The organism is Paenibacillus cisolokensis (genome assembly GCF_018403665.1).
GTDB lineage: Bacteria > Bacillota > Bacilli > Paenibacillales > Paenibacillaceae > Paenibacillus_AH > Paenibacillus_AH cisolokensis.
On the sequence record NZ_BOVJ01000113.1, the window covers coordinates 1 to 23,816 of the forward strand.

The 23,816-nt window shown below is 53.9% G+C and carries 18 protein-coding genes and 2 pseudogenes; 11 read left to right on the forward strand and 9 right to left on the reverse strand.

The features are described from left to right. Nucleotides 1-51: 51 nt before the first annotated feature. Together PACILC2_RS27050 and PACILC2_RS29415 are read right to left on the reverse strand one after the other, a co-directional pair. Nucleotides 52-630: a metallophosphoesterase family protein gene (locus PACILC2_RS27050; protein WP_244863553.1), complete on the reverse strand. Its 579-nt coding sequence runs from the start codon at nucleotides 628-630 to the stop codon at nucleotides 52-54. Nucleotides 631-686: 56 nt separating this feature from the next. Beyond that, nucleotides 687-935 (reverse strand): annotated as a pseudogene (locus PACILC2_RS29415) (metallophosphoesterase); the annotation flags it as partial. 239 nt (nucleotides 936-1,174) lie between these two features. Here PACILC2_RS29415 and PACILC2_RS15735 point away from each other — a divergent pair. The 6 genes from PACILC2_RS15735 to PACILC2_RS15760 all read left to right on the forward strand — a co-directional run bounded on the left by PACILC2_RS15735 (nucleotide 1,175) and on the right by PACILC2_RS15760 (nucleotide 8,309). Continuing rightward, entirely contained in the window at nucleotides 1,175-2,698 is a 1,524-nt protein-coding gene (locus PACILC2_RS15735) for a DUF4127 family protein (protein WP_244863554.1), read from the forward strand. A gap of 46 nt (nucleotides 2,699-2,744) precedes the next feature. Then, nucleotides 2,745-3,437 (forward strand): N-acetylmannosamine-6-phosphate 2-epimerase, encoded by a 693-nt coding sequence (locus PACILC2_RS15740; RefSeq protein ID WP_213529420.1) that lies wholly within the window; start codon nucleotides 2,745-2,747, stop codon nucleotides 3,435-3,437. A 16-nt stretch (nucleotides 3,438-3,453) separates the two neighbouring features. Further along, nucleotides 3,454-5,031: an FAD-dependent oxidoreductase gene (locus PACILC2_RS15745; protein WP_280515325.1), complete on the forward strand. Its 1,578-nt coding sequence runs from the start codon at nucleotides 3,454-3,456 to the stop codon at nucleotides 5,029-5,031. Nucleotides 5,032-5,187: 156 nt separating this feature from the next. Then, nucleotides 5,188-6,525 (forward strand): ABC transporter substrate-binding protein, encoded by a 1,338-nt coding sequence (locus PACILC2_RS15750; protein WP_213529400.1) that lies wholly within the window; start codon nucleotides 5,188-5,190, stop codon nucleotides 6,523-6,525. Between the two features lie 80 nt (nucleotides 6,526-6,605). Continuing rightward, the gene (locus tag PACILC2_RS15755; RefSeq protein ID WP_062495035.1) at nucleotides 6,606-7,454 is read left to right on the forward strand and encodes a carbohydrate ABC transporter permease; all 849 of its coding nucleotides are present in this window, start codon (nucleotides 6,606-6,608) and stop codon (nucleotides 7,452-7,454) included. An 18-nt stretch (nucleotides 7,455-7,472) separates the two neighbouring features. After that, nucleotides 7,473-8,309: a carbohydrate ABC transporter permease gene (locus PACILC2_RS15760; RefSeq protein WP_062495033.1), complete on the forward strand. Its 837-nt coding sequence runs from the start codon at nucleotides 7,473-7,475 to the stop codon at nucleotides 8,307-8,309. A gap of 72 nt (nucleotides 8,310-8,381) precedes the next feature. On the opposite strand, the gene PACILC2_RS15765 is transcribed toward PACILC2_RS15760, so the two are convergent. Continuing rightward, nucleotides 8,382-9,851 (reverse strand): GGDEF domain-containing protein, encoded by a 1,470-nt coding sequence (locus tag PACILC2_RS15765; RefSeq protein WP_213529401.1) that lies wholly within the window; start codon nucleotides 9,849-9,851, stop codon nucleotides 8,382-8,384. A gap of 342 nt (nucleotides 9,852-10,193) precedes the next feature. On the opposite strand from PACILC2_RS15765, the gene PACILC2_RS28040 reads away from it, so the two are divergent. Then, nucleotides 10,194-10,772, forward strand: a complete 579-nt coding sequence (locus PACILC2_RS28040; RefSeq protein WP_280515326.1) for an efflux RND transporter permease subunit — start codon at nucleotides 10,194-10,196, stop codon at nucleotides 10,770-10,772. After that, the gene (locus PACILC2_RS15770; protein ID WP_280515327.1) at nucleotides 10,694-13,192 is read left to right on the forward strand and encodes an efflux RND transporter permease subunit; all 2,499 of its coding nucleotides are present in this window, start codon (nucleotides 10,694-10,696) and stop codon (nucleotides 13,190-13,192) included. Before PACILC2_RS28040 ends, PACILC2_RS15770 begins: the two co-directional genes overlap by 79 nt. Nucleotides 13,193-13,442: 250 nt before the next feature. Here the strand turns inward: PACILC2_RS15770 and PACILC2_RS15775 are convergent, their stop codons facing one another. The 3 genes and pseudogenes from PACILC2_RS15775 to PACILC2_RS15785 form a co-directional block, all read right to left on the reverse strand. Next, nucleotides 13,443-13,604, reverse strand: coding sequence for a hypothetical protein (locus PACILC2_RS15775; RefSeq protein WP_213529404.1), 162 nt, complete (start codon nucleotides 13,602-13,604; stop codon nucleotides 13,443-13,445). A gap of 188 nt (nucleotides 13,605-13,792) precedes the next feature. Continuing rightward, the gene (locus PACILC2_RS15780) at nucleotides 13,793-15,418 is read right to left on the reverse strand and encodes a M56 family metallopeptidase (RefSeq protein WP_213529406.1); all 1,626 of its coding nucleotides are present in this window, start codon (nucleotides 15,416-15,418) and stop codon (nucleotides 13,793-13,795) included. Between the two features lie 5 nt (nucleotides 15,419-15,423). After that, a pseudogene (locus PACILC2_RS15785) lies at nucleotides 15,424-15,797 on the reverse strand (BlaI/MecI/CopY family transcriptional regulator). Between the two features lie 182 nt (nucleotides 15,798-15,979). Between PACILC2_RS15785 and PACILC2_RS15790 the strand changes: the two are divergent. Together PACILC2_RS15790 and PACILC2_RS15795 are read left to right on the forward strand one after the other, a co-directional pair. Next, a complete protein-coding gene (locus tag PACILC2_RS15790) occupies nucleotides 15,980-16,336 on the forward strand; it encodes a hypothetical protein (RefSeq protein ID WP_213529408.1) in 357 nt (118 codons plus the stop codon). Beyond that, nucleotides 16,332-16,754, forward strand: coding sequence for an ankyrin repeat domain-containing protein (locus PACILC2_RS15795; protein ID WP_280515328.1), 423 nt, complete (start codon nucleotides 16,332-16,334; stop codon nucleotides 16,752-16,754). Before PACILC2_RS15790 ends, PACILC2_RS15795 begins: the two co-directional genes overlap by 5 nt. Here PACILC2_RS15795 and PACILC2_RS15800 read toward each other — a convergent pair. From PACILC2_RS15800 to PACILC2_RS15810, 3 genes are read right to left on the reverse strand one after another with little or no spacing between them, the layout of a single operon-like run. Further along, nucleotides 16,734-21,074, reverse strand: coding sequence for an S-layer homology domain-containing protein (locus PACILC2_RS15800; protein ID WP_213529412.1), 4,341 nt, complete (start codon nucleotides 21,072-21,074; stop codon nucleotides 16,734-16,736). The genes PACILC2_RS15795 and PACILC2_RS15800 overlap by 21 nt on opposite strands. Next, a complete protein-coding gene (locus PACILC2_RS15805) occupies nucleotides 20,990-21,334 on the reverse strand; it encodes a hypothetical protein (RefSeq protein ID WP_213529414.1) in 345 nt (114 codons plus the stop codon). Before PACILC2_RS15805 ends, PACILC2_RS15800 begins: the two co-directional genes overlap by 85 nt. Next, entirely contained in the window at nucleotides 21,331-23,025 is a 1,695-nt protein-coding gene (locus PACILC2_RS15810) for a phosphodiester glycosidase family protein (protein WP_213529416.1), read from the reverse strand. Before PACILC2_RS15810 ends, PACILC2_RS15805 begins: the two co-directional genes overlap by 4 nt. A 387-nt stretch (nucleotides 23,026-23,412) precedes the next feature. Here PACILC2_RS15810 and PACILC2_RS15815 point away from each other — a divergent pair, with 387 nt between their 5' ends. Next, a complete protein-coding gene (locus PACILC2_RS15815) occupies nucleotides 23,413-23,634 on the forward strand; it encodes a hypothetical protein (protein WP_213529418.1) in 222 nt (73 codons plus the stop codon). The last annotated feature ends 182 nt before the right edge of the window (nucleotides 23,635-23,816 follow it).

Below are 23,816 nucleotides of genomic sequence, written 5' to 3' on the forward strand. Positions count from 1 at the left end.
CAGGCGAAAAGGCCCTGCAGCTGCGCTAAGCCGCATGCCGCAGGCGCCGCCTCAAAACCGCAATTTCGCCTCCCGGTCCTGCGGGCGCCCCTGTACGAACGCGCGGCTCGGATTATAGGCGGGCGCGAAACGGAGCGCGGATTTGACTTTCCGCGTTTCGATCCGCAGCGAATGCTTCGTTACCTCAACCACTTTATATTCGAACGGCGTCTCCACGAACGAACTGCCGCTTGCATAAATGGCTTCCCCGTCGCGAACGAGCGTATTGATATGGCTATGCCCCGACAGCACGCCTTTGATGTTCGGATGTTTTTGGACGAGACCGGTGACGGCTTCCCGGAAAGCGTCCGGAACGGCGTGAACGATCCCGGCAAGACCGCTTTGTTCCGGTGAAACCCCGAAAATCGGATTGTGGATCGACAGCAGGTGCACGCAGTCGGGATGCTGCGACACCGCCGCTTCCAACCGCCCGATCTGATCCTCGGCGAAATAGGGCACCTGCGCTTCATGCCAATAGTACAGGGTATCCGCTTCCCATTGGTTCGGGACGATATGTATGACGCAATCGCCGCAACGGACCGCATATTGGGGGGAGCGGCCGTTAAAAATCCGGGCGCTTCCGAAAGCCAAATATCGAGCGCATCGCGACGGGTCAGGTCGTGATTCCCGAGGGAAAGATAGACCGGCACGGGAAGACGGAACACTTCTGCCGCTCCCCGCACAATATCGGGTTCGCACCTGTCGACCATGTCTCCTCCGTGCAGCACGAAGTCGATGCCGCCCCGTTCGATCTCCTCGCGGACGAGGCAATCCAGAAGTTCGCGAATGTTGTCCGGATATGCCGGCTGCTGGTGAAATCCGACTTGTTCGGCCCCGAAATGGGTGTCCGTTATGAACAAAAAACGAGCCACAGCAACTCCTCCGTTTTGCCGCATCGTATCAAAGTCCGGTGGTGCAGATCCCCTCTATCCGCATCAAGCGATCAAGTACATTCAAGTTCTCTCTATCATAGAATATCCGTTTGCGGGCGTAAACGGTTTTGTCGAATTGGGCGGGAAACAGGCATAAAAAGAAATTTTTCATAGAAATATAATAAAGTGGAGCAATTTTTCCGATTGTGATAGAATAAGAGAGCAGGAGCAATGATCAGCGCATGAAACGAGGAGAGTGGCCAATGAAGAAGATCGTGTATATCCCTCTGGACGAACGCCCTTGCAACTATGAATTTCCGGCCGCCCTGGCGCAAGGCACGGATATCGACGTTGTAAGGCCCGAGCCCGATCTGATGGGGGAGAAGAAGACGCCGGGCGATGTGGAACGGTTATGGGCCTGGCTTCTGGAACAAGCCGAAGATGCGGACGGCGCGATTCTGTCTTTGGATACCCTTGTTTACGGGGGAATTCTTCCGTCCCGGCTGCACACGTTTACGGTCGAACAATGCGGTCAGCGGCTGCGAAATTTGCGTAAATTGAAAGAAGCGAACCCGGGGTTGAAAGTGTTTGCCTTTAACCTGATCATGCGTTGTCCGCGTTATTCGAGCAGCGACGAGGAACCGGATTATTACGAAGATTGGGGCCGGGAGATCTTCCTGAAGGGATATATCGGCCATCGCCTCCGGCTCGGTCTGGCCACGGAAGAAGAACAGGCCGAATTGCGTTCCATCGAAGCCTCATTGCCTCCCGAGTACTGGCAGGATTATACGGAACGGCGGGCCGTCAACCGGGAAGTCAACAAGCTGGCCGTACAGCTTGTCCAAGAAGGAACGGTGGACTTCCTGGTCATCCCGCAGGACGATTCCGCGCCGTACGGGCTGACGGCGATGGATCAGCAGCTCGTGCGGGACCGGATCGCGGAGCTGGATGCGGAGCTCCGCGTCTATATGTATCCGGGCGCCGACGAGGTAGGCTGCACGCTGCTGGCCCGGATGATCAACGATATGCGCGGGCGCAAGCCGCTTGTGTACGTCCATTACGCCGGGACGCGCAGCCCGTTCGTGACGCCGCTGTACGAGGACCGCGATCTGCACGAGAGCGTGAAATATCACATACTTGCCGCCGGAGGGCTGGTCGCTTCGTCGCTTGCCGACGCGGATCTCGTCCTGTGCGTCAATGCGCCGGGCGAAACGATGATGGAAGCGGTCGCGCAGCATGACGCCAATCCGGGCTATCATGTCGGGCGCAACATCGCGGAGCTGGTCGAAACGGCCGATTATGCGATTCGTCATTTGCGCAAGCCGTGCATCGTGGCGGATGTAGCCTTCGCGAACGGTGCGGATCTCGGTTTGCTCAAGCTGCTGCGCGCCCGGAAGCTGCTGTTCCGCCTGGCCGGCTACGCAGGCTGGAATACGAGCTCCAATTCGCTCGGAACCTGCATCGCCCAAGGGATGATATTCGCCATTTATGGCAATACCGCGGCGCACCGGGATTTTCTGTCCTTGCGGTTTGTGGAGGATGCGGGCTATTGCGCGCATGTCCGCCATTACGTGACGAACGAGGTGTTGCCCGGCCTGGGATTCGACTATTTCAAGGTCGACGGCCAGCGCGGCCAAGTGTCGGGCATCGTGAAGGAAGAGCTCTATAAATTTGTGCAATCCCGCATTGACGATGACAACTATCGCATTGTGATCGACGATTGCTATATGCCATGGGGCAGAATGTTCGAAGTCGGTTTGAAAACCCGTGTCGTCGCTGCAGATTAACCGGCTTTTCGAACGATATAAAAGGAGGTGAGTTCGTGTGAACAGCATGTTGGAGCAGCTTCGAAACGGACTGGTCGTTTCTTGCCAGGCTCTCGAACATGAACCGCTGCATGGAGCGCATATTATGGCGAGGATGGCGCGGGCGGCGGAGGAAGGAGGCGCCGTCGGCATCCGCGCCAATGGAGCGGAAGATGTCGCCGCGATCAAACAAGTTACCGGCTTGCCGGTTATCGGTTTGGTAAAACAAAATTATGCGGATAGCGAAGTCTTTATAACGCCGACATGGAAGGAAGTCGAGCAGCTGATAACGGCAGGCGCCGATATCGTGGCGCTTGACGCGACCCGGCGCCGCCGGCCGAACGGGGAAACGCTGGAATCGTTGATTACGGCCATGAAGGAGCAAGGACAGCCGATTATGGCGGACGTTTCCACGATGGAAGAAGCCGAATATGCCGAATCGCTAGGCGTGGACTGCGTGTCGACGACGCTGTCGGGCTATACGTCCTATTCTCCGCAAAATGCCGGACCCGATTATGAATTGGTGAAACGCGCCGTCAAGCAATTATCCATTCCCGTTATTGCTGAAGGAAGAATCTGGTCGCCGAAGGAAGCCGTGAAAATGCTGGAGCTGGGCGCTTATGCGGTTGTCGTCGGTACGGCCATTACCCGGCCCCAGGAAATTACGAAGCGGTACGTGGCGGAGCTGTCGGTCTTCAGACTGGCGAAAGAAAAAGTATAGATCGAGGTGGTCAAAAGTGGAAACGGTCGCTTGCGGGATATCGGCCGATGTCATTGTCGTCGGAGGCGGTACGGGCGGCTGCATGGCCGCCCTGGCAGCCGCCAAAATGGGGCGAAGCGTCGTCTTGACCGAAGAAACCGATTGGCTCGGAGGACAACTGACAAGTCAGGCGGTTCCGCCGGATGAGCACCAATGGATCGAGCAATTCGGCTGTACCGCCACCTACCGCGAATTTCGCAATCGCGTGCGCGCATACTATACGAGTCATTATCCGCTGACGGATGAAGCGCGCCATCATCCGCAGCTGAATCCGGGGAACGGCTGGGTCAGCCGCTTGTGCCACGAACCGAAGGCGGCGCTGCGGGTGATCGAGGATATGCTCGCTCCCTATGTCAGCAGCGGCCGGATCACCGTTCTTTACCGATACCGGCCGGTAGAAGCCGCCTCCGGTCATGATGAGGTTCGATCGGTGACGGTCGAGCATACGGACAGCGGCCGGCGGGTAACGCTGACCGGGCAATTTTTTCTGGATGCGACGGAGTGCGGAGACGTACTCCCGCTTGCCGGAGCCGAATATGTCACGGGAGCCGAAGCCCGGGACGAGACGGGCGAGCCGCATGCGCCCGACGCCGCCGATCCGCTCGATATGCAGGCGATTACGCATGTTTTCGCGCTGGACTTCGTAGAAGGCCGGGAGGAAACGATCGACAAGCCGGAACAGTACGATTTTTGGCGCCGATTCGTCCCCCGCTTCTCCCGCTATCCGCTGCTCGGCTGGATCAGCAGCGATCCGGCCGATCCGGCGGTCGCCAAGCGGTATGAGCTGTTTCCCAATGACAGGAACATTCCGTCGCTGTGGACGTACCGGCGAATTATCGACAAATCTCAGTTCCGGGACGGGCTGTTTGAAAGCGACATCACGCTGGTCAACTGGCCGCAAAACGATTATTTTCTCGGACCGGTGATCGACGTTCCCGAGGCGGAGCGGCTCGAGCATCTCGAGTCGGCCCGGCAGCTGAGCCTTTCGCTCGTATACTGGCTGCAGACGGAAGCTCCGCGCCCGGACGGGGGCAAAGGGTACCGGGGAATCCGGTTGCGCCCGGACGTGCTCGGGACCGAGGACGGGCTGGCGAAGCATCCGTATATACGGGAATCGCGCAGAATCAAGGCGGTCTACACGATTACCGAAGGAGACGTCAGCAAAGAAATTCGCGGAAGCAAGGGCATTCTTCGTTACGAGGACAGCGTCGGCGTCGGCAGTTATCATCTGGATCTGCATCCGACGACCCGATCGAACCGCGGTTTCTACATCCCGACCTATCCGTACGAAATTCCGCTGGGCGCACTCATTCCGGTTAGATTGAACAATTTGCTGCCCGCCTGCAAAAATATCGGCACAACCCAGATTACGAACGGGTGTTACCGCCTTCATCCGACGGAATGGAACATCGGGGAAGCAGCCGGTTATCTGGCGGCCTATGCGATCTCCAATCGCGTAAGTCCAAAGGAAATTCGCGAGAACAAGCGGCATCTTAGGCAATTCCAGGAACTGCTTGCGGAGCAGGGCATTCAGATGCACTGGCCGGAAATATAATCAAGAGTACGGAGAATGTCGAATTTTCCGAAATTTTATCGATGAATAAATTGACGAGACCGGAAAATCGTAATATGATAGAAGTGGAGGTAATTTTCATCTTAAGTTTTATTTAGGGAGAAAAAATCCTACATTACATGTAAGGGGGAAAAAGGTATGGTCAGGAAGAGCAAGCTATTTATTTTGATCGCGGCCCTCGCACTCTTTGTCAGCGCTTGCGGCGGCGGCGGAAGCAGCGGAACCGGAAGCACCGGGGACGGAGGCGGATCCGGAAGCGGAAACGAGCAAACCTCGGGCGGAGAAGGCAACGCGGCGGAAGGTAGCGGAGGAACAAAAGAAATTACGTTCTGGACGATTTCACTCAGCCCTACATTCGATGATTACATTAACGGCGTCATCGCCGATTTCGAAGCGCAGAACCCCGGTGTAAAAGTGAATTGGCAGGATATCCCTTACGACGCGGTCGAACAGAAGACGCTCACCGCGGCAGCTTCGAACAGTCTGGCCGACGTTATGAACCTGAACACCGACTACTTGAAGAAGCTGGCCGGATTGGGCGCTCTCGCGAATATGGACGAACTGGCCGGAGACGTGAAAGACCAGTATTTCGAAGGCGTCTGGTCGGCCGGCGAGCTGAAAGGCGTGTCCTACGCTATTCCGTGGTATCTGTCCAACAGCGTAACGCTCTATAACAAAGAGCTGCTGGAGAAGGCCGGCTTCTCCGAACCGCCGAAGACGGAAGAAGAAGCCTGGGAAATGTCCAAGGCCATCAAGGAAAAAACGGGAGCATACGGCTTCACGACGAGCGGCATCCAGCTGACGTTTCCTCAAGAAGGGATCAAGGTCGTATCCGACGACTATACGAAAGCGGCGTTCAATACGCCGGAAGCGCTCGAGCTCCTCAAAAAGTTTAAACAAAGATACGACGAGGGCCTCATTCCGGACGAACTGCTGCTCGGCCAGGCGAAGCCGAACGAATGGTACGCGCAGGAGAAAATCGCGTTCTGGGCAACCGGGCCGCAGCTGTTCCGTCAGGTGAAGGACCTGTCGCCGGAAGTGTACGAGAAGTCCGATGCGACGGGCGCCATTATGGGCAAATCCGGCAAAGTCAACGTCGCCATCATGAACATCGCCGTTGCCGAAAGCAGCAAGCATAAAGAGGAAGCGGCAGCATTCGCGAAGTTTATTACGAATGGCGAGAATCAGCTGGCATTCAGCAAAATCGTGGCGATTCTGCCTTCCGTCAAATCGGCCGCGGCTGACGAATATTTCACGAAAGGCGCAGACTCCACCGATCCGGCGGAAAAAGGTCTGTACCTCGCAGCCAAGCAGCTGGAGTATTCGGAAAACATGTATCCGCCGGTCGAGAACATCTCGCAGATCAACAAAGTGCTGAACGAAGAGTTCCAAAAAGTGCTCGTACAAGGCAAAGATCCGCAGCAAGCGCTTAACGATGCGGAAGCCGAAGTGAACAAGCTTCTGGCTACCGAATAATCAGAACCACGTGTCAACACGTCCTCCGTCTAGCCGTTCTTTCCTGCGGCTAGACGGAACATATTTACGGGAGGTGTCCGATGTACAAAACTAGGCATGCATGGTTTTTTCTGACTCCGGCGCTCCTGCTTCTGATGGCGTTCAGTATTATACCTGCATTCATCGCCTTTTTTTTGAGCTTTACGAACTATAACGTCTTTCAGCCGATGGATTGGGTCGGATTGAAGAACTATATGGCAGTGCTGCGGGATTCCGAATTTTGGAACGCGATGAAGAACACGTTCTATTACTGGATTCTCGTTACGCCGGCGCTGGTCGTGCTGCCGGTATTTCTGGCCATTCTGGTCAACCAGAAGCTGCTCGGGGTCAAAGTGTTCCGGCTCATTTTCTACTTCCCGGTTCTCGTCTCGGTCGTCGTCACCGCTTTCCTGTGGCAGTGGATGTTCGCGAGCGACGGCATCTTCAACTATTTTCTCAGCTTGCTCGGCATCGAGCCTGTGAAATGGCTGACCAGTACCAAAGTAGTCATGCCGAGCCTCGGCATTGTAACGGTATGGCAAGGACTCGGCTATTACATGCTGTTTTATCTGGCGGGCTTGCAGTCGGTTCCGTCGGATTTATATGAGGCCGCGGAATTGGACGGAGCGGGTTTTTGGCGGAAGCATCTCAATATTACGTTCCCGATGCTGAGACCGATGATTTTCTTTGTCGCCGTCGTGTCCACGATGTCCGCATTCAAAGAGTTTACGTTGATGCTGACGATGACGCAGGGCGGCCCGATCGGCGCGTCGACGACTGTCGTATATCTGGTGTTCGAAGAGGCGTTTACGTCGCTGAACATGGGATACGCATCCGCGATATCGTTCCTCCTGTTTGCAGTCATTCTCGTGCTGTCGATGCTGAATCAGCGGACGTTGGATAAAGAATGAGGGGAGGGTGCGAACAACGTGAATATTACAAAACCTAAACTGATCAGATGGATCATTTCCTACGTTTTTCTGATTGCGATGACCATGGTCACGATCGTCCCCTTTCTCTGGTCCGTATCCACTTCCCTGAAAGGGCAGAACGAAGCGATTTTCTCGATGCCGCCGAAGCTGATTCCGGTTAATTTAACGTTCGAAAACTATATGACGGTCTGGAACTCGCTCCCGATTCCGCTTTATATGTGGAACAGCGTCATTCTGTCCTTCTTCGGCGTCCTTCTCCCGCTCATATTTTGCTCGCTGGCGGCGTTCCCGTTGGCGCGCATGAATTTCCGCGGGAAGCAGCTGATCTTCATCATCATTATCGCCACGATGATGATTCCCGGCGAAGTGACCATGATTCCGATCTACCTGATCTTGAACAAGCTTGGACTGCTGGGCGGATTCGCCGGCGTCATTTTGCCCGGAGCGGTATCGGCCTTCGGCATTTTCCTGATGCGGCAGGCGTTCGTCGGCATCCCGAAAGAGCTGGAAGAATCGGCCGTCATCGACGGCGCAGGCGTGCTTCGCATCTGGGCGTCGATCATGTTCCCGATGGTCAAGCCGATGCTGGCCACCCTCGGCATATTGAGCTTTATCGGCGCTTGGAACAACTTCCTGTGGCCGTATCTCGTAATCGAGAACGAAAAGCTTTATCCGCTGACGATCGGATTGTACAAGCTGAAAGGAACGTTCGTCACCAATACACGATTGGTCGCGGCCGGCGCGATGATCGCGCTGCTTCCGATTTTGGTCGTGTTCGTCCTGTTCCAAAAATATTTCATCCAGGGCGCGTATTCCAGCGCCGTCAAAGGATGATGGAAACGTAAACGAGCGCATGTCACCCGGGAGGCGGCATGCGCTTATCGTTTGATGCGGCCTTTAGGGCCATCAGATAGATGCGGAGTACACCCGATACCGGTTTTTCCCTTGTTCCTTCGCGGCATATAAGGCAATGTCCGCTTGCTTGCACAGCGTTTCCGGGTCGGTCCCGTGTTCCGGGGCCAAAGCGATGCCGATACTGACGGTTATCCGATCCTCTGCGCGCGGATCGCAGCTGTCGCGAATGGCGGCGATGATCAGCCCGGCCTGGGCTTCCGCTTGTTGCTTCGTCGTGTTCGGCATAATGATCACAAATTCGTCGCCGCCCCATCGGACAGGGATATCCTCTTCCCGAACGATCGAGAGAATGCGCTGTGCCGCATTTTGCAAAAAGCGATCCCCCGCGTCATGCCCCAAATAGTCGTTAATCCATTTGAAGTTGTCGACATCGATCATCATTAAAGCGGTCGTTCCTTTGTTTTCCTTCAGGATCGACTGCAGCATTTCATTGAAAGCGGCCCGGTTTTTAAGCCCGGTCAAACTGTCGTGAAAAGCCAGATACATGGGCTTGGCGACCCATCTCGAAATGACCGAAGCGAGCGCGACCGAAATGACGAGAATCCCGAACAATTGGACAATAAATGTTTTTTTGTGGCTTTGAAGGACCGCTTGCAATTCCGCATTGCTATATATGATTTCCAACACTTTATTTTTGCCTGTTCCCTGGTCGAAATCCGAGACATAATAAACGTAACGGTAAACGGCCGGTTCGTTGTTCCATATTCCGCTGAATTCCGTCGTCTGTTTGGTTTGAAGCGTCCGTTCGAAAGCGTGCCGCCTTTCTTCGGTCAGTTTTCCGATTTCGACCGGCTTGCCGAACGAGATGCCCCCGATGTTGAGAACATTGATTTCGTAAAGAGAAGGATACTGCGCTGTCCGTCTGGCAATCTCCTCGAGAAAATCGAACTCCTGAAAAATAGCCCCGTCCTGAAGCGACAGGCCCAGCTGAATGATGTACTTTTTGTCGGGGGTAGCCAAATAGCCGTACATTTTGACTTGCCCCGTCGATTGTTCGATATCCAGTCCGTCGTTGTAAAATCCGCCCGATTGCCTTCTTTCCTCCAGCAAGGCCGCCAGTTTCCGGCAGCATTTCGCAAAGTTGAGGCCGATGTCTTCCTGGTAACTGCTATGCGTAATGACCAGGTTTTCATCGATGATGTAAATATCGAAACCGAGCTGCTCTTTCAATTGCTGAAAGTCCCATTCGTCAAAGGCCGGGGACTCCATATATTTGTCGGCCAGATACGATGCGCTTTCTTTCATTTCGGCAATGATATCTTGTCCGAACAAAGCGTAGGCTTTCTCCACCGTTCTTAACGAATCGAGCGCCGCGTTTTCGATATGCCGCACCTGCAACTGCCCGTTGGCGGCAACTTGTTCGCGCAGCCTGACATAATCGGTGATGGCGATCGTAAACGAAATGGCGACGGCAAAAACAATCATCGTCAGTGACAATTTAAATCGAAACCGGGAGTTCAACGGGCTACACCTCACTGTCGCAATTACAGGCCTTTAGTTCTACAATGTTCCGCCAAATCCTTCAAACTTCGGGAATTCCGGTCCAGTCCACAACGTACATTATGCATCAGTTTCATGACAACAGCCTGTCAGCGATTGTATGTTCGCATGAGACTTTAGGACAGTCGCCTCCCCGCCCAAAGTCCGAGTTCCATGCCATTCTGCGGATGGTTTTGACCGGTTCCGTGCCAACTTACAATGAATAGCAGATTAAATCGATCGAAATCGGAGGTTGCTGCACGAATCGTCGATCGGATGCAATCTGTCGAATCACCTCATTGGCATGGAAGGGGCAGTAAAGAGATGAAACAATTTACCCGATTTTCACTCCGCAATCCGGTAGCGGTCGTTCTGCTGGTATTGCTCATTGCGATTGGCGGCGTATACTCGGCCGGCAAGTTTAAGCAGGAGCAGCTTCCCGACGTGTCGTTTCCGGGAATCTTTGTGACCGCCGTCTATCCCGGTGCGGCTCCGAACGAAGTGCTAAGTCAAGTGACAATGCCGTTGGAGAAAACGTTGCGCAATGTGGAAGGAGTCAAAAACATCGTTTCGCAATCGGCGAACAGCGTTTCTTTCCTGCAGCTGGAATTCAGCTACAGCGACGACATGAGAGAGAAAAAGAGCAAAGTGGAAGAAGCGCTCGGCGGGATTCAACTGCCGGAGGATGCGGAAAAACCCGAGGTCGCGTATTACTCCACCTCGAGCGAACCGATCATGTACACATCGGTTTTGCCAAAGAGGGAGATGATTCGGAGGAATTGGTCCGATTCGTCAAAGATTCCGTCATTCCGGAACTTCAAGGGATCGAGGGAGTCGCCGAAGTTCAAACCTTCGGATTGCAGGACGACGGGGTGTATATCCGGCTTAACGCTCCCCGCATGACAGCACTCGGTGTCACGTACGAAGAAGTGCAAATGGCGCTGCAAACGAACAACCTGAGCGTCCCGCTCGGCGAGGTGACGATGAAGAATTCCAATTTGCCGGTGTTCGTGCAAGGCGACATTCGGACCGTCGACGATTTGAAAAAGCTGGTCGTATCCCCGGTCAACCGGGTCACGTTGGGCGATATCGCGCAAATCGAGCAAGGCAAAGAGGCGAGTGTCATCAGCATGACCAACGGCGAGCCGAGCATCAATCTCCATATCGTCAAGACCGGAACCGCCAATACGGTCGAAGTGTCCGACCAGGTGCAGAAAGTGTTCGATAATGCGAAGGAACAAAGCAATATCGATTTTCTGATTATGTATGACCGGGCTTCCGACGTCAAAGAGTCGATCAACACGTTGGTGCGGGAAGGCGGGCTTGGGGCGCTGTTCGCGTCGATCCTGATCCTGTTCTTCTTACGGAACTTCCGGGCGACGCTGATCGCGATCGTGTCGATCCCGTTGTCGGTGATGATCGCCATCATCTGCCTCAAATATTTTACGGACGTTACGCTTAACATTATGACGCTGGGCGGCTTGGCTGTCGCCACCGGCCGAGTGGTTGACGACAGCATTGTCGTAATTGAGAATATCGTGCGCCGCCTGCAAAAGGAAAAGGCAACCAAAGAGATGATTCTGGACGGTACGATAGAAGTCGGCAAAGCGATCACTTCTTCGACGCTGACGACGATAGCCGTATTCGCGCCGCTCGGACTGCTTCAAGGGTTGAGCGGGGAATTTTTCCGGCCGTTTGCTCTTACGGTAACGTTCGCGCTGCTTGCATCGCTTCTCGTCGCCTATACGGTCGTTCCGCTGACGGCATGGTGGCTCATGAAACATCACCGTCCGAAAGAGCAGAGCGAATCTGCGTTGAGCAGGGGCTATAAGCGGGTGTTGCACTGGTCGCTCCAGCATAAATTCGCCGTGCTGTCGGTGGCGGCGCTGTTGTTCCTTGGCAGCCTTGCGCCGATCTTTACGGGTGCCATAGGCGTTACGTTTTTGCCCGAAACGGATTACAAGTATGCTTTCGCTTCGATGAGCATGCCGAAAGGGACGAGTCTGAATGCGGTAAAACAAGAAGCGGAACGGATCGACGCCATCATCCGGGAGCATGCCGCTGTGACGAACTCGCAAGTTACGGTGGGAGACACCTCCGGGCAAGGCGTTGCTGTCAATCATGCCGACTGGTTTATCGGGTTGTCACCGGACGCCGATATAGACGAGTTTATCGAGGAAATGAACGATAAGGTGAAGGTGCCGGAAGGAGCGCAGTTCAATCTGTTCAAAGACGGGGAAGGCGGCGGAGGCCGCATCAGCATTACCGTCACGGGCCCATCCATGGACGATATTCGCAAAGCGGCCGATCTTATGATCGAAGCCATCGAAGGAATGGAAGGCACGGAAAACGTAAGCAGCAATCTGCAGGACGGAACAAAGGGCATCTCGATTGCGGTGCGCCAACAAGACGCATCCGAGCAAGGCTTGTCCGTCGCACAAGCGTCCGGCATGCTTCGTCCGTTTTTGACGGAAACGAGAATCGGACGTCTTGGGGACGGCACGTCGGCGAATGATCTGTATTTGGCTCTATCCGGGGAATCTCTTGCCTCCGCCGAAGACATCGCCAACCTGAAGCTGCGCACACGGCAGGGGACGGAAATCGCTGTAAAAGATATCGCGGACGTGAGCGAGGTGGACCTCCCGAGCAATCTTCAGTTGAAAAACGGCGCCGAGTACGCCACCGTCACCGCCAAGATTACCGACAAGAACGTCAGCAAAGTCAATGCGGAGCTGGTCGAGAAGCTGGAAGCTTTGGAACTGCCGGACGGCGTCACCTATACATTAGGCGGGAGCAACGAGGAAATCGACCAGATGCTGAGCGATATGGCGATCGCGATGCTTGTAGCGATCGGCATGGTTTACATCGTCATGGTCGTTACGTTCCGGGAAGGAAGGGCGCCGCTCGCCGTTTTGTTCTCGCTGCCGTTCGCCCTGATCGGCGGGCTGGCCGGAACGTTGATCGCCCAAGAACCGATCTCGATTTCCAGCCTGATCGGGTTTCTGATGCTGATCGGCATCGTCGTCACGAATGCGATCGTGCTGGTCGAACGCGTGCAGCAGCAGATCGAACGCGGCATGACGATCCGGGAAGCGCTGATCGAAGCCGGCGGAACGAGACTTCGTCCGATTCTGATGACCGCGATCGCGACGATCTGCGCACTAATGCCGCTTGCTGCCGGCTTGGGCGGAGGCAGCATCATTTCCAGCGGATTGGCCGTTGTCGTCATCGGCGGTCTCGCAAGCTCGACGCTGCTTACACTGGTCGTCGTGCCCGTTATGTATGAGCTTCTGTATTTCAAACGTTCCCGCAAGCAGCGGTAGTCCGTGGCCGTCGAGGCGAGCAGCGTCGCGTAATAATAATTGCCACAATGGATATTGAAGGGGCTGTCCTAAATCCCATAACCTTACGGCCACCACCATGAATGAAAATGTACTATAATAAAAAAAAGCTGTTCCTCAAGGAATTAGGAACAGCTTTTGTATTTATTTAATTAATAGATATATCATTTAAATAATATTTGTTTTTACCCACCTGCTTAATTAAGCAGGTGGGTAACCTCTTGAAATTTACTTAGTTTTTATTTGCCGAAGAAAGACTATCTGATTTCATCTTTTCATTTTTTACAAAATCTACTTTTGCGCTACATTTAAAAGAAATAGAATGAAAACCATGAAACTCACGAATCATGAAAATAAGAACGATGATAAGAGTAAAGATAAAAACATCGTACATGTTTAGTATCCTCCTGTAAAAAAGAGGAACCCACCTTCAAATAAAATAACAAACTTTAAGAACAAAATCAATCATCGAGTTTTATGGTTTAAGTATTCACCCAATTTCTCTTAATTTCAGACATGCGATGTAACCCGCGGCGATGCACTGTTTGCGGACGAAATAGTAGATGCTTCGCAAGCGACTTGTTATGGTATAAGATGATAAACCGATATATGTTCAACGATGCCGTCTTTTACTTCAAAAGACAAGTAATTCGATTCTTCGTCGTTTCGGATTTCATAGGCGCAGTTATTCGGATCGGTTCTTCCGTCTTTGGCGATTTCGATATCCGGGTACAGCTTCTGGATTTCCTCCACCGTATCGCCTATTTGAACTCCTTTCGCCGTAGCGTATTCGCCGCCGGCAACGTCCATTTTCATGACCCAATATTGATCCTGATCGGCCGAGAACAAGGTAAGCTGCAATCCGTCATACGTCAATGTTTTGATTTGAGAGCCTGTATGCGTATCGGCCCCGTCGCCGAGCGTTTCCGTGTTCTCGGAAATCGGCTCGCCCAATATTTCCGCCAAGCGTATCTGGTTGTCGAAATCTTTGAGCGAGATCAGCTTCCCATTAGCTCGGATCGCAAAATCGCTGCTTGGATTCGATTCTTGAACCTCATCTTCGTCCTGAACGGGAATGTCGGTTTGGGCAGGCGCTTCGTTTTGGGCGTTTTCGTTGCCCGCTCCCGCATTGCCGGCGGATTTCGCGTTCGTTAATGCGCATCCGCTGATGATCAAGATGACGGCAAGGCCGAGCAGCGACATTTTGTAGGAGTTGTTTTTCAGTGACGTGATCATGATGATTCTCCTCTTTAATTCCTTTTTGTTTCCCGATATGCTTGCCACGCCGGCTAAACGCACTTGGCTTGCAAATGCCTCCAGCAGTTTGATGATGGCGGCCGCGTAGTCCCTGGACTCGTCAGGGCCGATGCGGGTCAGCGCCAACGAATCGCATGCGATTTCCTGATCTTCCCGCATTTTGCGGTATGCGTACCAAAGCAAAGGGTTGAACCAATGCAAGGCAAGCAGGACGTTCATTAACCAGTTGGCCGCGATATCGTTTCGCTTGACGTGCGACAATTCATGCAGAAATACGTATCTGAGCTGGCTGTCATTCAGCGTGTTTAAAGCGTATCCGGGCATCAAAAGCTTAGGCCGTACGACGCCCGCGAGCATCGGTGTTGAAGCTTGGTTCGACTCGATTAAAGCGACTTGCCGTTTCACCTTCATCTCTTGGATGCATTGCTCGAAGACGGATTTCACCTTTGGATCGGTGACTGGCGGTTCTTTTTTGATTTTCATCGAGAAACGCATGTTTACCGCGAGAATATAGCCGAGCATCGTTACGGCTCCGATCAGCCAAACCACGGATACGAACGGCATCCAAGGGAAGGACTTCGTTTCCGGCATGCTTCCCGTTAATCCGCTCCATGGCGGCTGGACGACCGGTTCGGTTGGTTGTAACGGTGCTGCCGCTTCGGAAGCGGGCTTCGATTCGGCTGCGGGTTCGTTTTCCAGCGCCGCACGATGGCTCGCCGTCGACGTTTCGTTCGTTTCCAGCGGGATGAGGTTGAACACGCTAAAGGAGCTTTCGGGCGTCCAGGGCAGAAGCAAACGCACGGCCAGCAGCATCCATAGCCAATACGTCCAGCGCGGCTTTAATTGGTTTTTCAGCAGCCATCTCACCAAGAAGATGAGGAGGACCAGCACCGTTGCCATCGCCGAAACGGATAAGACCCGGTAAAATACGTCCGTTAGCAGAGAAGCCATCCGACCTAATCCCTTCTTTCATCCAGGATGCGTTTCAGTTCTTCGATATCCTCTTTCGTTAATTGCTCTTCCTTAAGAAAGTTGACGATCATCGGTTTCAACGCGCCGCCGTAAATGCGTTTCAAAAACGACCTCGTTTCGGATCGCACGCATTCCTCTTCTTGAACGAGCGGAAAATAGGAATAGTTGCGGCCTTCCTGTTTATAACCGACGGCGTTTTTTCGACCAGCCGTTTAATAAGCGTTCGTATCGTTTTCGGATTCCAATCCTTACTACCTTCCAAAGCTTGGATAACATCGTTTGCGGTCAGCGGGGCTTTCGCCCAAAAAACTTTCATCACCTCCCACTCCGCGTCCGAAATCTTGGGAATCTGCTTCATCCGTAACTCTCCTTCCGTCGACTACAGCTGTAATCCACGATTAAATATTACAATTGTAATCCAAAACTGTCAATTGCCAAATCATGCTAAAGGGGAAGCGCGTCATGAATTTATGGAGCAGAGGAATTCGCCGTTCCAGGCTCGGAGCCTGGTCGCTTAGGCAATCATGAAAGGGGACTGAATTGCTCCGCAAAGACGCAAAGTGGACTCAATGGTCGGAAAAGGACGGCAAAAATGCGCTCCATTATTTGTGCGGTCTTGATATTTCCACTGATCCGCAAAAGGTTGAAGCGAGTCTGCAAATTTTGAAGCTGCTTCTTGAAAGCGGCATGGACATCAATTCCATTCATAAAATTCCCGACCGGTGCGGTTTTTTCCCGCTACCCCGCTTTGGTACACGTATACACGGGGAAGAAATGAAAAGCTTTATACCTATCTTCTGTCCGCAGGCGCAGACCCCAATCATTGCATGTTTGCCATCGCTTGGTACGATGATGTCAAAGCGGCCGATCTATTCAAAAATATGGAGCGGAGATTGAGGATGCCGCATTTCTTGCGGCGTTTACATGGAAAAGGTTCGGTATGGCAGAATGGTTTTTACAAAACGGGGCAAATGTAAATTTCGCTGATGAGGATGGCAATACGGCTCTCCATTATGCTGTAAAACGAAATTATAAAATGGAATACATCCAATTGCTGCTGCAGTTCGGGGCTGATTTCCATAAAGAAAACAAAGAGGGAATGTCGCCTAAAAAAATAGCCGAGTCCAACAACAGAAAAAAGGTTTTAAGTCTTTTTGAATCTCAGCAATTACCATTTATGCCATTTCCGGAGAAGGAGCGTTTTGAACCGCAATTACGAGATTCGCTGCCGTTCTTTGCCGTTGGTAAAAGCAATGGCTCCCCGGTCGGGGAGCCATTGCTTTTCAATGCCGCGTTATGGCGATATGTTGTCTAGCCGTTTCAGCAGATTGTAAACGACTTGCGCGCTTTCGGCGCGTGTCATCGTCGCACCCGGATCGAAGCGGGTTTCCGACCGCCCTTGAATGAGGCCGAGCGCGTATGCCGTTCCGACCGCTTCACGAGCCCAGGCCGGGGCGTCCGTCAGGTCGGTGAAGGGCGCCGCCATGCCCGTGCCTTTACCGTTCGCAGCGGCATATCGGTAGGCGCGAACGGCCATCACGGCCATTTCTTGCCTTGTAATCCGGGCATCAGGCGCAAACGTCTCGGAGCTTATCCCTTTCACAATGCCCGCTTTCACGGCTTTCGCCACGTCCTGCGCAAACCATTCTCCAGGCGATACGTCGGCGAACGCCGTTTTCGCTTCTTCCTTCAATCCGAGCAAGCGAACGAGGAGCGCCGCAAATTCCGCTCGGGTCACGTTGCGCATCGGGGCATATTGGCGCTCGCTTACTCCCTGAATCAGATGTTTGGCTGCCAGCACTCGAATGGGATCGGCCGCCCAGTAGCTTTCCGCCACGTCGTCGAACGTCTTCTTGTATTCCAGAACCGCATATAGGCTGAAATGCGTGATGGAAGCAACCATTGCGTCTCCCTGCCACTGACCGCCAATATATTCGAGCCCGCCTGCGTCGCCGATATAGTAAATGCCGGCCAGACGCTTGTCTGCGGATGGCTGAACGTTGAGCGCCAGTTTAATCGGTTTGCTGAAAGCGGACAATGAGATCGCTTTACCGTCTTTCGCCGTAACCGTCAAGTTGAAATCCAGCACGTCGCCGGCTGTCTTGATCGCGACCCCGCTCCGGCGCCCTGCGGAATTCAATTTTTGTTCGACCGTTTCACCCGGAACCGGAGTCGCGCTAAAGGTAATGACGCTGTCCGAACGCTGCGCAGCCGGCACCAGCTCCAGAAGCTCCGCCAGAACGGCGGCCGGGATTTCTACGGTCGCATTCGCAAATTTAACCGTGATGGACGGTTGATCCTGCAGCAGATCCAACACGCTTCCAGGAAGTTTGAGCTCCAGATTCGGATCGTTGATCTCGATGACGGTGTTGCCGGATTTCAATTGCTCCTTCAGTTTCGTCCACTCGTCCTCTTCATCTTCATCGGGCACCGGACCAGGCGCCGGGCTTGGTGTCGGCTCGCTTGGGCCGGTATCCGGCGTCTCTTCACGGACCGTGACTTGCAGCGTGCCTGCTACCGATCCCAGCGTCGCGGTGATGGTTGCCGTTCCGGGGCGAATGCCTTGCAGCATTCCCTTCGCGTCCACGATAACAACCGCTTCATCGCTGCTGCTGTAATTCAAACCGTCGGTTACGGCCTGTCTGCTGTTGTCCGCATAGACGGCTGTGGCTGCGATCTGAACCGTTTCGCCCACCACGATGCTGGACTTGCCGGTCAATTCGAGAGCCGTGACCGGGTTCGGACGGGGCTTCACGACAAGGGTATAACTGTCTTTCAAATCTTCATAGACCGCGCTTATGACGGTAACCCCTTGAGCATGCGCCGTAATTTGTCCGCCGGTATCGATCGACGCGACTTCGGGACGGCTGCTCTCATACAGTACCCCGGCCGTTAGCGGCACTCTCGTGCCGGATACATATACGGCTTCCGTAACCGTCGGGGCCGAGCTTCCGGCTTCCATCTCGGCAGGACCGCTGATGCGAATGGCCTGGGAGACATCCAGCACGGTTATGTGACTTTCCGCATATACATCGGCATTTACGCTGGTCGCCCGGACAACGGCCGTACCGAGACCGGTAGCGGTCACCAGACCGTCGTCTGTAACGGTCACAACGTCTTGACCGCTGTACACCGACCAAGTAACCGAACGGTCCAACGCATTTTCAGGCAGCACATAGGCGTCCAGTTTAACCGACTGGCCATAAGGGATTTGAACCTCCGGCTTGCTGATGACGACAGAGGAGGCCGTTTTCTTCGAGAGCGTAAAACGGTCAACTTCTCTTCCGTCCACCGTTTTGGTCACAACGGTTAATTCGTTTCCGATAATCTCCACGGACACATACATTTGCTTTTGTTCCCGATCGTAAAATTGCGTCCAAGGCTTCGGAACCAGATCGTAAAACTTGGGTCCGGTCGACCCGGCGACGACATAGGCCGTACCTTCTCCCATGTCCGCCTTTTGATTGTTTTTCATGAAATTGCGCAGATAAATGTGGTCATGTCCGTTCAAGACCAGATCGACTTGGAATTCGTCGAATACCGGAACCCACTGCTCCCGGACTTCCGCCGTATCGTAGATGCTGCCGTAAGGACCGCGGTGGAACGCGACGATTTTCCATTTCTTATCCGTTGCCGCAAGGTCTTGACGGAGCCACTCCCTCTGGGCGGCATATTCGGACTCGCTGTTCAGCACGACAATATGCGCATTTTTGTAATCGAACGAGAAATTCGTTCCTTTCAGGCTCTCCAATCCGTTCCCCGGCTGGTTGAAATGCTGATTAAAGTCGCTGATGCCTTTCGTTCCGGTCACCTCGTGATTGCCCAGCACCGCAACCAGGGTCGTGTTCATCAAGTAATCCTTCGCCTTATCGAAGAACCAATTCCACTGCGCTTCGAGATGGCCCGAGTCGACCATATCGCCCGCATGAACGATAAACTCGGCATCCGGGTGCTCGTTCATGGCTTTCGCCACCGTGTTGCCCCATAAGTTAAACCCGTTGCTGTCCGCCGCCTGGGAATCCCCGAAGAATAAAAACTTCAAGTTCTCGCCATCGGCAGGGGCAGTGGCGAACGAGCCTTGCGCGCTGTAATGGCTTGCTCCGTCGCCTACGCGATAGACGTATTCCGTACCGGGTTCCAGTCCGCTCACCGCAGCTTTATGCACACGAACCGTTCCGAGATCGTAAGTTACAAATAACGAGTTTTCGCCTGTTACCTTGATGACGTTCGGTCCGTCGAAACCGGTGAAGCCTTCTTTTTTCGCCAATTCCACGACCGTCGTTTGGACGCTGGGGTGCGTGTGCCAAGTAAAGCCTCTGGAGCTTTTCGGGTCTGCGCCCATATTTACATTGACATTGTACGGCGTGACCGTCCCGAACAGCTTGGATACGGTCAGTGTCCGGACAGGGCTGTACAGCGTTCCTTTCACCGCTTGAATGTTGTACGACTTCACCGTACCGGTCAGGTCCGTCAGCACGAGCTTTCCTTCGTTATTGGTGGTCCCCCGGTCCACGCCGTCGACGAGCAGCTTGACCCCTTCAACCGGCACTCCCGCTTCGTCTGTAATGGTGAAGGTTGTCGGATAACCTTCCACGACGCCATACTCATCCCAATTCAGCTCAAGAGCGTGCTTGATCTCCGCCTCTACAGGCAAGCCGAAGAACGTCCAGCCCTTGTCCGGCGATTCGGTCAGCTTGATGGTGCCGGACTGGAATTGAATCGTATGTTTCCCCGTCGCATCCGGTTTGACCCGATACTGAATCTGTCCGAGAAGATCGTCGTCGGCAAGAGACACGCTGTTTAAGCTGTCGAACGTCACCTTCACGGAACCTGCAGCCGGATTGATCTCGGCCTGCGCCAACGTTTCGCCCAGCTTGCCGCCCGGCACAAATTGCAGCGCCTCGATCTTGCTTGCATCAAACTGGAATTGCAGCTCGCCCGCATGAATGCCGGCTACGTTGCTTCCTTTTATATCGAGCGTGTAGCTGTTCCCGGCATACGTGACAGCAGGCGCGTGGTACACAAACTTGGACGAACCGGTATCGACGTTGAAGATCCACTCTTTCTCCGTTCGGTTGCCGGACAAATCGCGCACTTTGATTTTCGCTTTATGAAGGCCGTCCACAAGCGGAATGTCGTGCTTATACGCGATGCGTCCCTCCGGAGGGTATAGCGTATGCGGAACGAGAACATCGTCCAGATAAACGAAAATTTTGTCCGGGTCGATTAACGTCGTGCCCGGATGTACTTTAGGATCGTAGCCCGCATCCTCCGCGACGGCCCGAATAGTCGGCGTGTTCGTATGGATGGTGCTGCCTTCCGCCGGCTCGATATCTTTGATGATCGGCGGGTCGAAATCGTCCTGGGTCGGCCCGTAAACGGCTCGAATGTTGTCGACATAGATCACGCCCGCGCCTTTCACCTTGCTTGCGGTCGCCATAAGACGAACCGGCATATCCATCGTGAGCGGAAGCTGCAATCCGGGAGGAACGTCCGCTTCTACGTATTTCCACCCCGTCCAATTCACGCCCGTCGTTTCATCGGTAAAGTTTAGCGGCGTGCCGCTCGCGGTTCCGCCGTTTGCGCGAATTTGCGCCCGGAGCCAATACCCGCTGCCGTCCCCGTAAACCCACATGCCGATTTTTGCGGATAGCCGGGAATTTGAATATAATTGGCCGGGTTCGTTGCCTGGAGATAAGCTCCCGACGTGCTTGGTTTTCCTGTAAAATCGTACTCCAGCTTCAACGCCTGATTGCCGAAGCGGACAAAGTCGTCCTCATAGGTAATGCTGGCTACCGATTTGTTGTAGTTGGCTCCGGCTGTCTTGTGGTATTTGTCCAGATTCCCTTCGAAATCTTCCAAAATGACGGGCGGCGTTCCGACGTTGACATTCATGGATGTCTCGACATTCCCGTATTTGACAAAATTTTGCCGCTTTTGCCGCTCTCGGTCGTCGCTGTAAATACGCCGTTCGCGTCCACGGTGCCGATGTCGCCTTCCACTCTCCACTCCAGCAAACGGTTGTCGGCTATAATTTCCTGGCCATTCCGAAGCGCTTGGACCTGAAGCGTGACGGTTGCCCCGGAATCGATCGCTTTCTCCGCATCGGGGAATTTCAGATCGGTCAGCTCCGTGACGACCTCCACACGTCCCGATCCCGACAAGCCTTCCGCCGTCACCTCAATCGCGGCGATCCCGGCTTTCGATCCGGCCGTAAAAACCCCGCTCTCATCAATCGTTCCATACTCGGGGTCGGCACTCCATGAAAGCGTCCCGGTTAAGGAGGCCGGATGGCCGGTCGCGTCAACGGCTTTTGCCTTAAAAGGAAGCGCGGTTCCCGTCAGCACGCGCTCGAACTGCGGTTGAACGACAAGCTTGGCAGCGTCGCCCGCCGGCGCCTTGTTCACCAACAAAAGCGAATTCCCGGTTTGCCGCTCAACCCCGTCGGAAGGCCGGTTCAACATGCGGAACGTCGATTCACCCGGCAATCTGGCGATAAAGGTGGAGGAACCGCCGCCGTCCAGGTTGATCGCATTGACGACGCCCAAGTCTTTCATAATCTGGCCGAGCTCCGACGTTTCCACGCCTTCGCTGAATCCCGGCGCTCTTCCGTCGATCTCGATCATGACGACCGTGCCGTCCGCTTTCGTGCCGATGGCCGTTCTGGGATGAACGCCCTGAACCGGAACGTTGCTCAGCACGACTCCGTCTTGTATGAGCCTGTAACCGCTCATGGCTACCGCCACGTTTTCGTATCCCGGAGGGAAAGCGAAGTTGGCCGTAATCTCGTCTCCGACATTCAGACCTTCCAAAACGGCCCTGGCCGTGCCGCTTGCGGACAACACGACCTTCCCCTCGGCCAAAGGCGTGTTGCCCGCATTTTTGCGAATCTCCGCGACCTTCAGCCTCATCGTTTGGCCATGCTTCACTTCTCCTTCAAGCACGTCCAAAACGACTTCGTCTCCATACTCGTTCGTTTTCGTCGAGTCCGCATAATCGAACGTATATAAGATGAGCTGATTGTTCTCGCGATACCGGTTAATATGGGTAATATTGCTGGTTTCGCCGTGAATCGTGACCGTTCTGGTCAGCTTCGGAATCGGCTCATATCGCGTCGTGCCGTCCTTGTCCAGCAGGAAGACGGCATAGTTCGCATCCGGCGTATTGAGAATTTTGCCGTCGCCCATGAACAGGCCATTCGGCACGCCGGTTCCGTACTTCGACAAATCATAGAAGTCGCCGTTAATGCCGGCAATGATTCGTTGGCCGGGTTTGTCGTAATAAGCGGCCATGGCCGTAACGCCTTGCATGCCGTACACTTTGCCGCTTTTCGTTCCCGCGATTAACTCCAGATGGGGGTTGGAGGGGTGGAATTCCACGGTATGTACTTTCTCCAGCCCTCTCGGAAGCTTCATATCGTACCAGTTATAATAAGTATCCGGGGCGATTTCGAGCTGTCTCGTATCGAGGATTTGGGCTTGCGGATCGCTCTCCGCCGCAGCTTGTACGGCTTGAGCCGGCAAAAGCCCGGAAATAAGCAAGCCCAGGCATAGAAAGAGCGCAATCGTACGTTTTATCTGCCTCATTCGTCTAGGAACCTCCAAACCGCAATTGTTTGATGAAACGTTTCTGCCGGCGTTCAACCGGGCCGGGGCCTGTTTTCCGATGAATCGCGCGCTAACGACTCGTTCTGCCCTCCGGATGAATCGCGCGCTAACGACTCGTTCTGCCCTCCGGAAGAATAGCGCGCTAACGACTAGTTCTCCCACCGGATGAATCGCGCGCTAACGACTAGTTCTCTCTCCGGAAGAATAGCGCACTAATGACTAGTTCTCCCTCCGGATGAATCGCGCATTCTGCCCTCCTTTCATCTGGAATGGGGAGCATGTCCCTCTCTCTTTTTTACCCGCATAATTATAGATTCGATATGTAAATTTCTCGTTTTCGCAGCATTAAGTTTTTGTGGATGTTTCATGGATCGGTTTCCGGGATGGCGCATATCCGCGAAGCCGATTGTACATGCAGGCCGGCCGCAGCTCGGTACAGTATATGTGACGGCGGGTGGGACGATGCTTGCGGAGTTGTCCGGAGGAGGGGAAGTTGGAGATATGACGATGCTGTCCGGAGGGCGGAAAGATCGGAAATATTTCCCGTTTCCGGTTAACACCGCCTCGCTGCGGCTCATAAAGCGGTAATCGATTGGAGCGAAGGGAGAGTTCATCCGTGCGCCATGATATGGTTTCGGCGGTCATGCTGGCGCATGGCGGATCGTATGGTCATCATGGACGCAATTCATACGCTTCTCCGTTAACGATCCTCCATTAACGATCCTCCATTAACGATTGAGGCTTCCATTTACGATCTAACGAATCTGACA

Bases quoted from the DNA above. Each gene is read 5' to 3' on its own strand.
- PACILC2_RS15815 (WP_213529418.1), top strand. From the start codon at position 23,413: ATGGATCGGTTTCCGGGATGGCGCATATCCGCGAAGCCGATTGTACAT.
- PACILC2_RS15775 (WP_213529404.1), bottom strand. From the start codon at position 13,604: ATGTACGATGTTTTTATCTTTACTCTTATCATCGTTCTTATTTTCATG.
- PACILC2_RS15810 (WP_213529416.1), bottom strand. From the start codon at position 23,025: ATGAGGCAGATAAAACGTACGATTGCGCTCTTTCTATGCCTGGGCTTG.
- PACILC2_RS28040 (WP_280515326.1), top strand. From the start codon at position 10,194: ATGAAACAATTTACCCGATTTTCACTCCGCAATCCGGTAGCGGTCGTT.
- PACILC2_RS15800 (WP_213529412.1), bottom strand. From the start codon at position 21,074: ATGTGGGTTTACGGGGACGGCAGCGGGTATTGGCTCCGGGCGCAAATT.
- PACILC2_RS15735 (WP_244863554.1), top strand. From the start codon at position 1,175: ATGAAGAAGATCGTGTATATCCCTCTGGACGAACGCCCTTGCAACTAT.
- PACILC2_RS15780 (WP_213529406.1), bottom strand. From the start codon at position 15,418: ATGGCTTCTCTGCTAACGGACGTATTTTACCGGGTCTTATCCGTTTCG.
- PACILC2_RS15805 (WP_213529414.1), bottom strand. From the start codon at position 21,334: ATGAATGTCAACGTCGGAACGCCGCCCGTCATTTTGGAAGATTTCGAA.
- PACILC2_RS15755 (WP_062495035.1), top strand. From the start codon at position 6,606: ATGTACAAAACTAGGCATGCATGGTTTTTTCTGACTCCGGCGCTCCTG.
- PACILC2_RS15740 (WP_213529420.1), top strand. From the start codon at position 2,745: ATGTTGGAGCAGCTTCGAAACGGACTGGTCGTTTCTTGCCAGGCTCTC.
- PACILC2_RS15750 (WP_213529400.1), top strand. From the start codon at position 5,188: ATGGTCAGGAAGAGCAAGCTATTTATTTTGATCGCGGCCCTCGCACTC.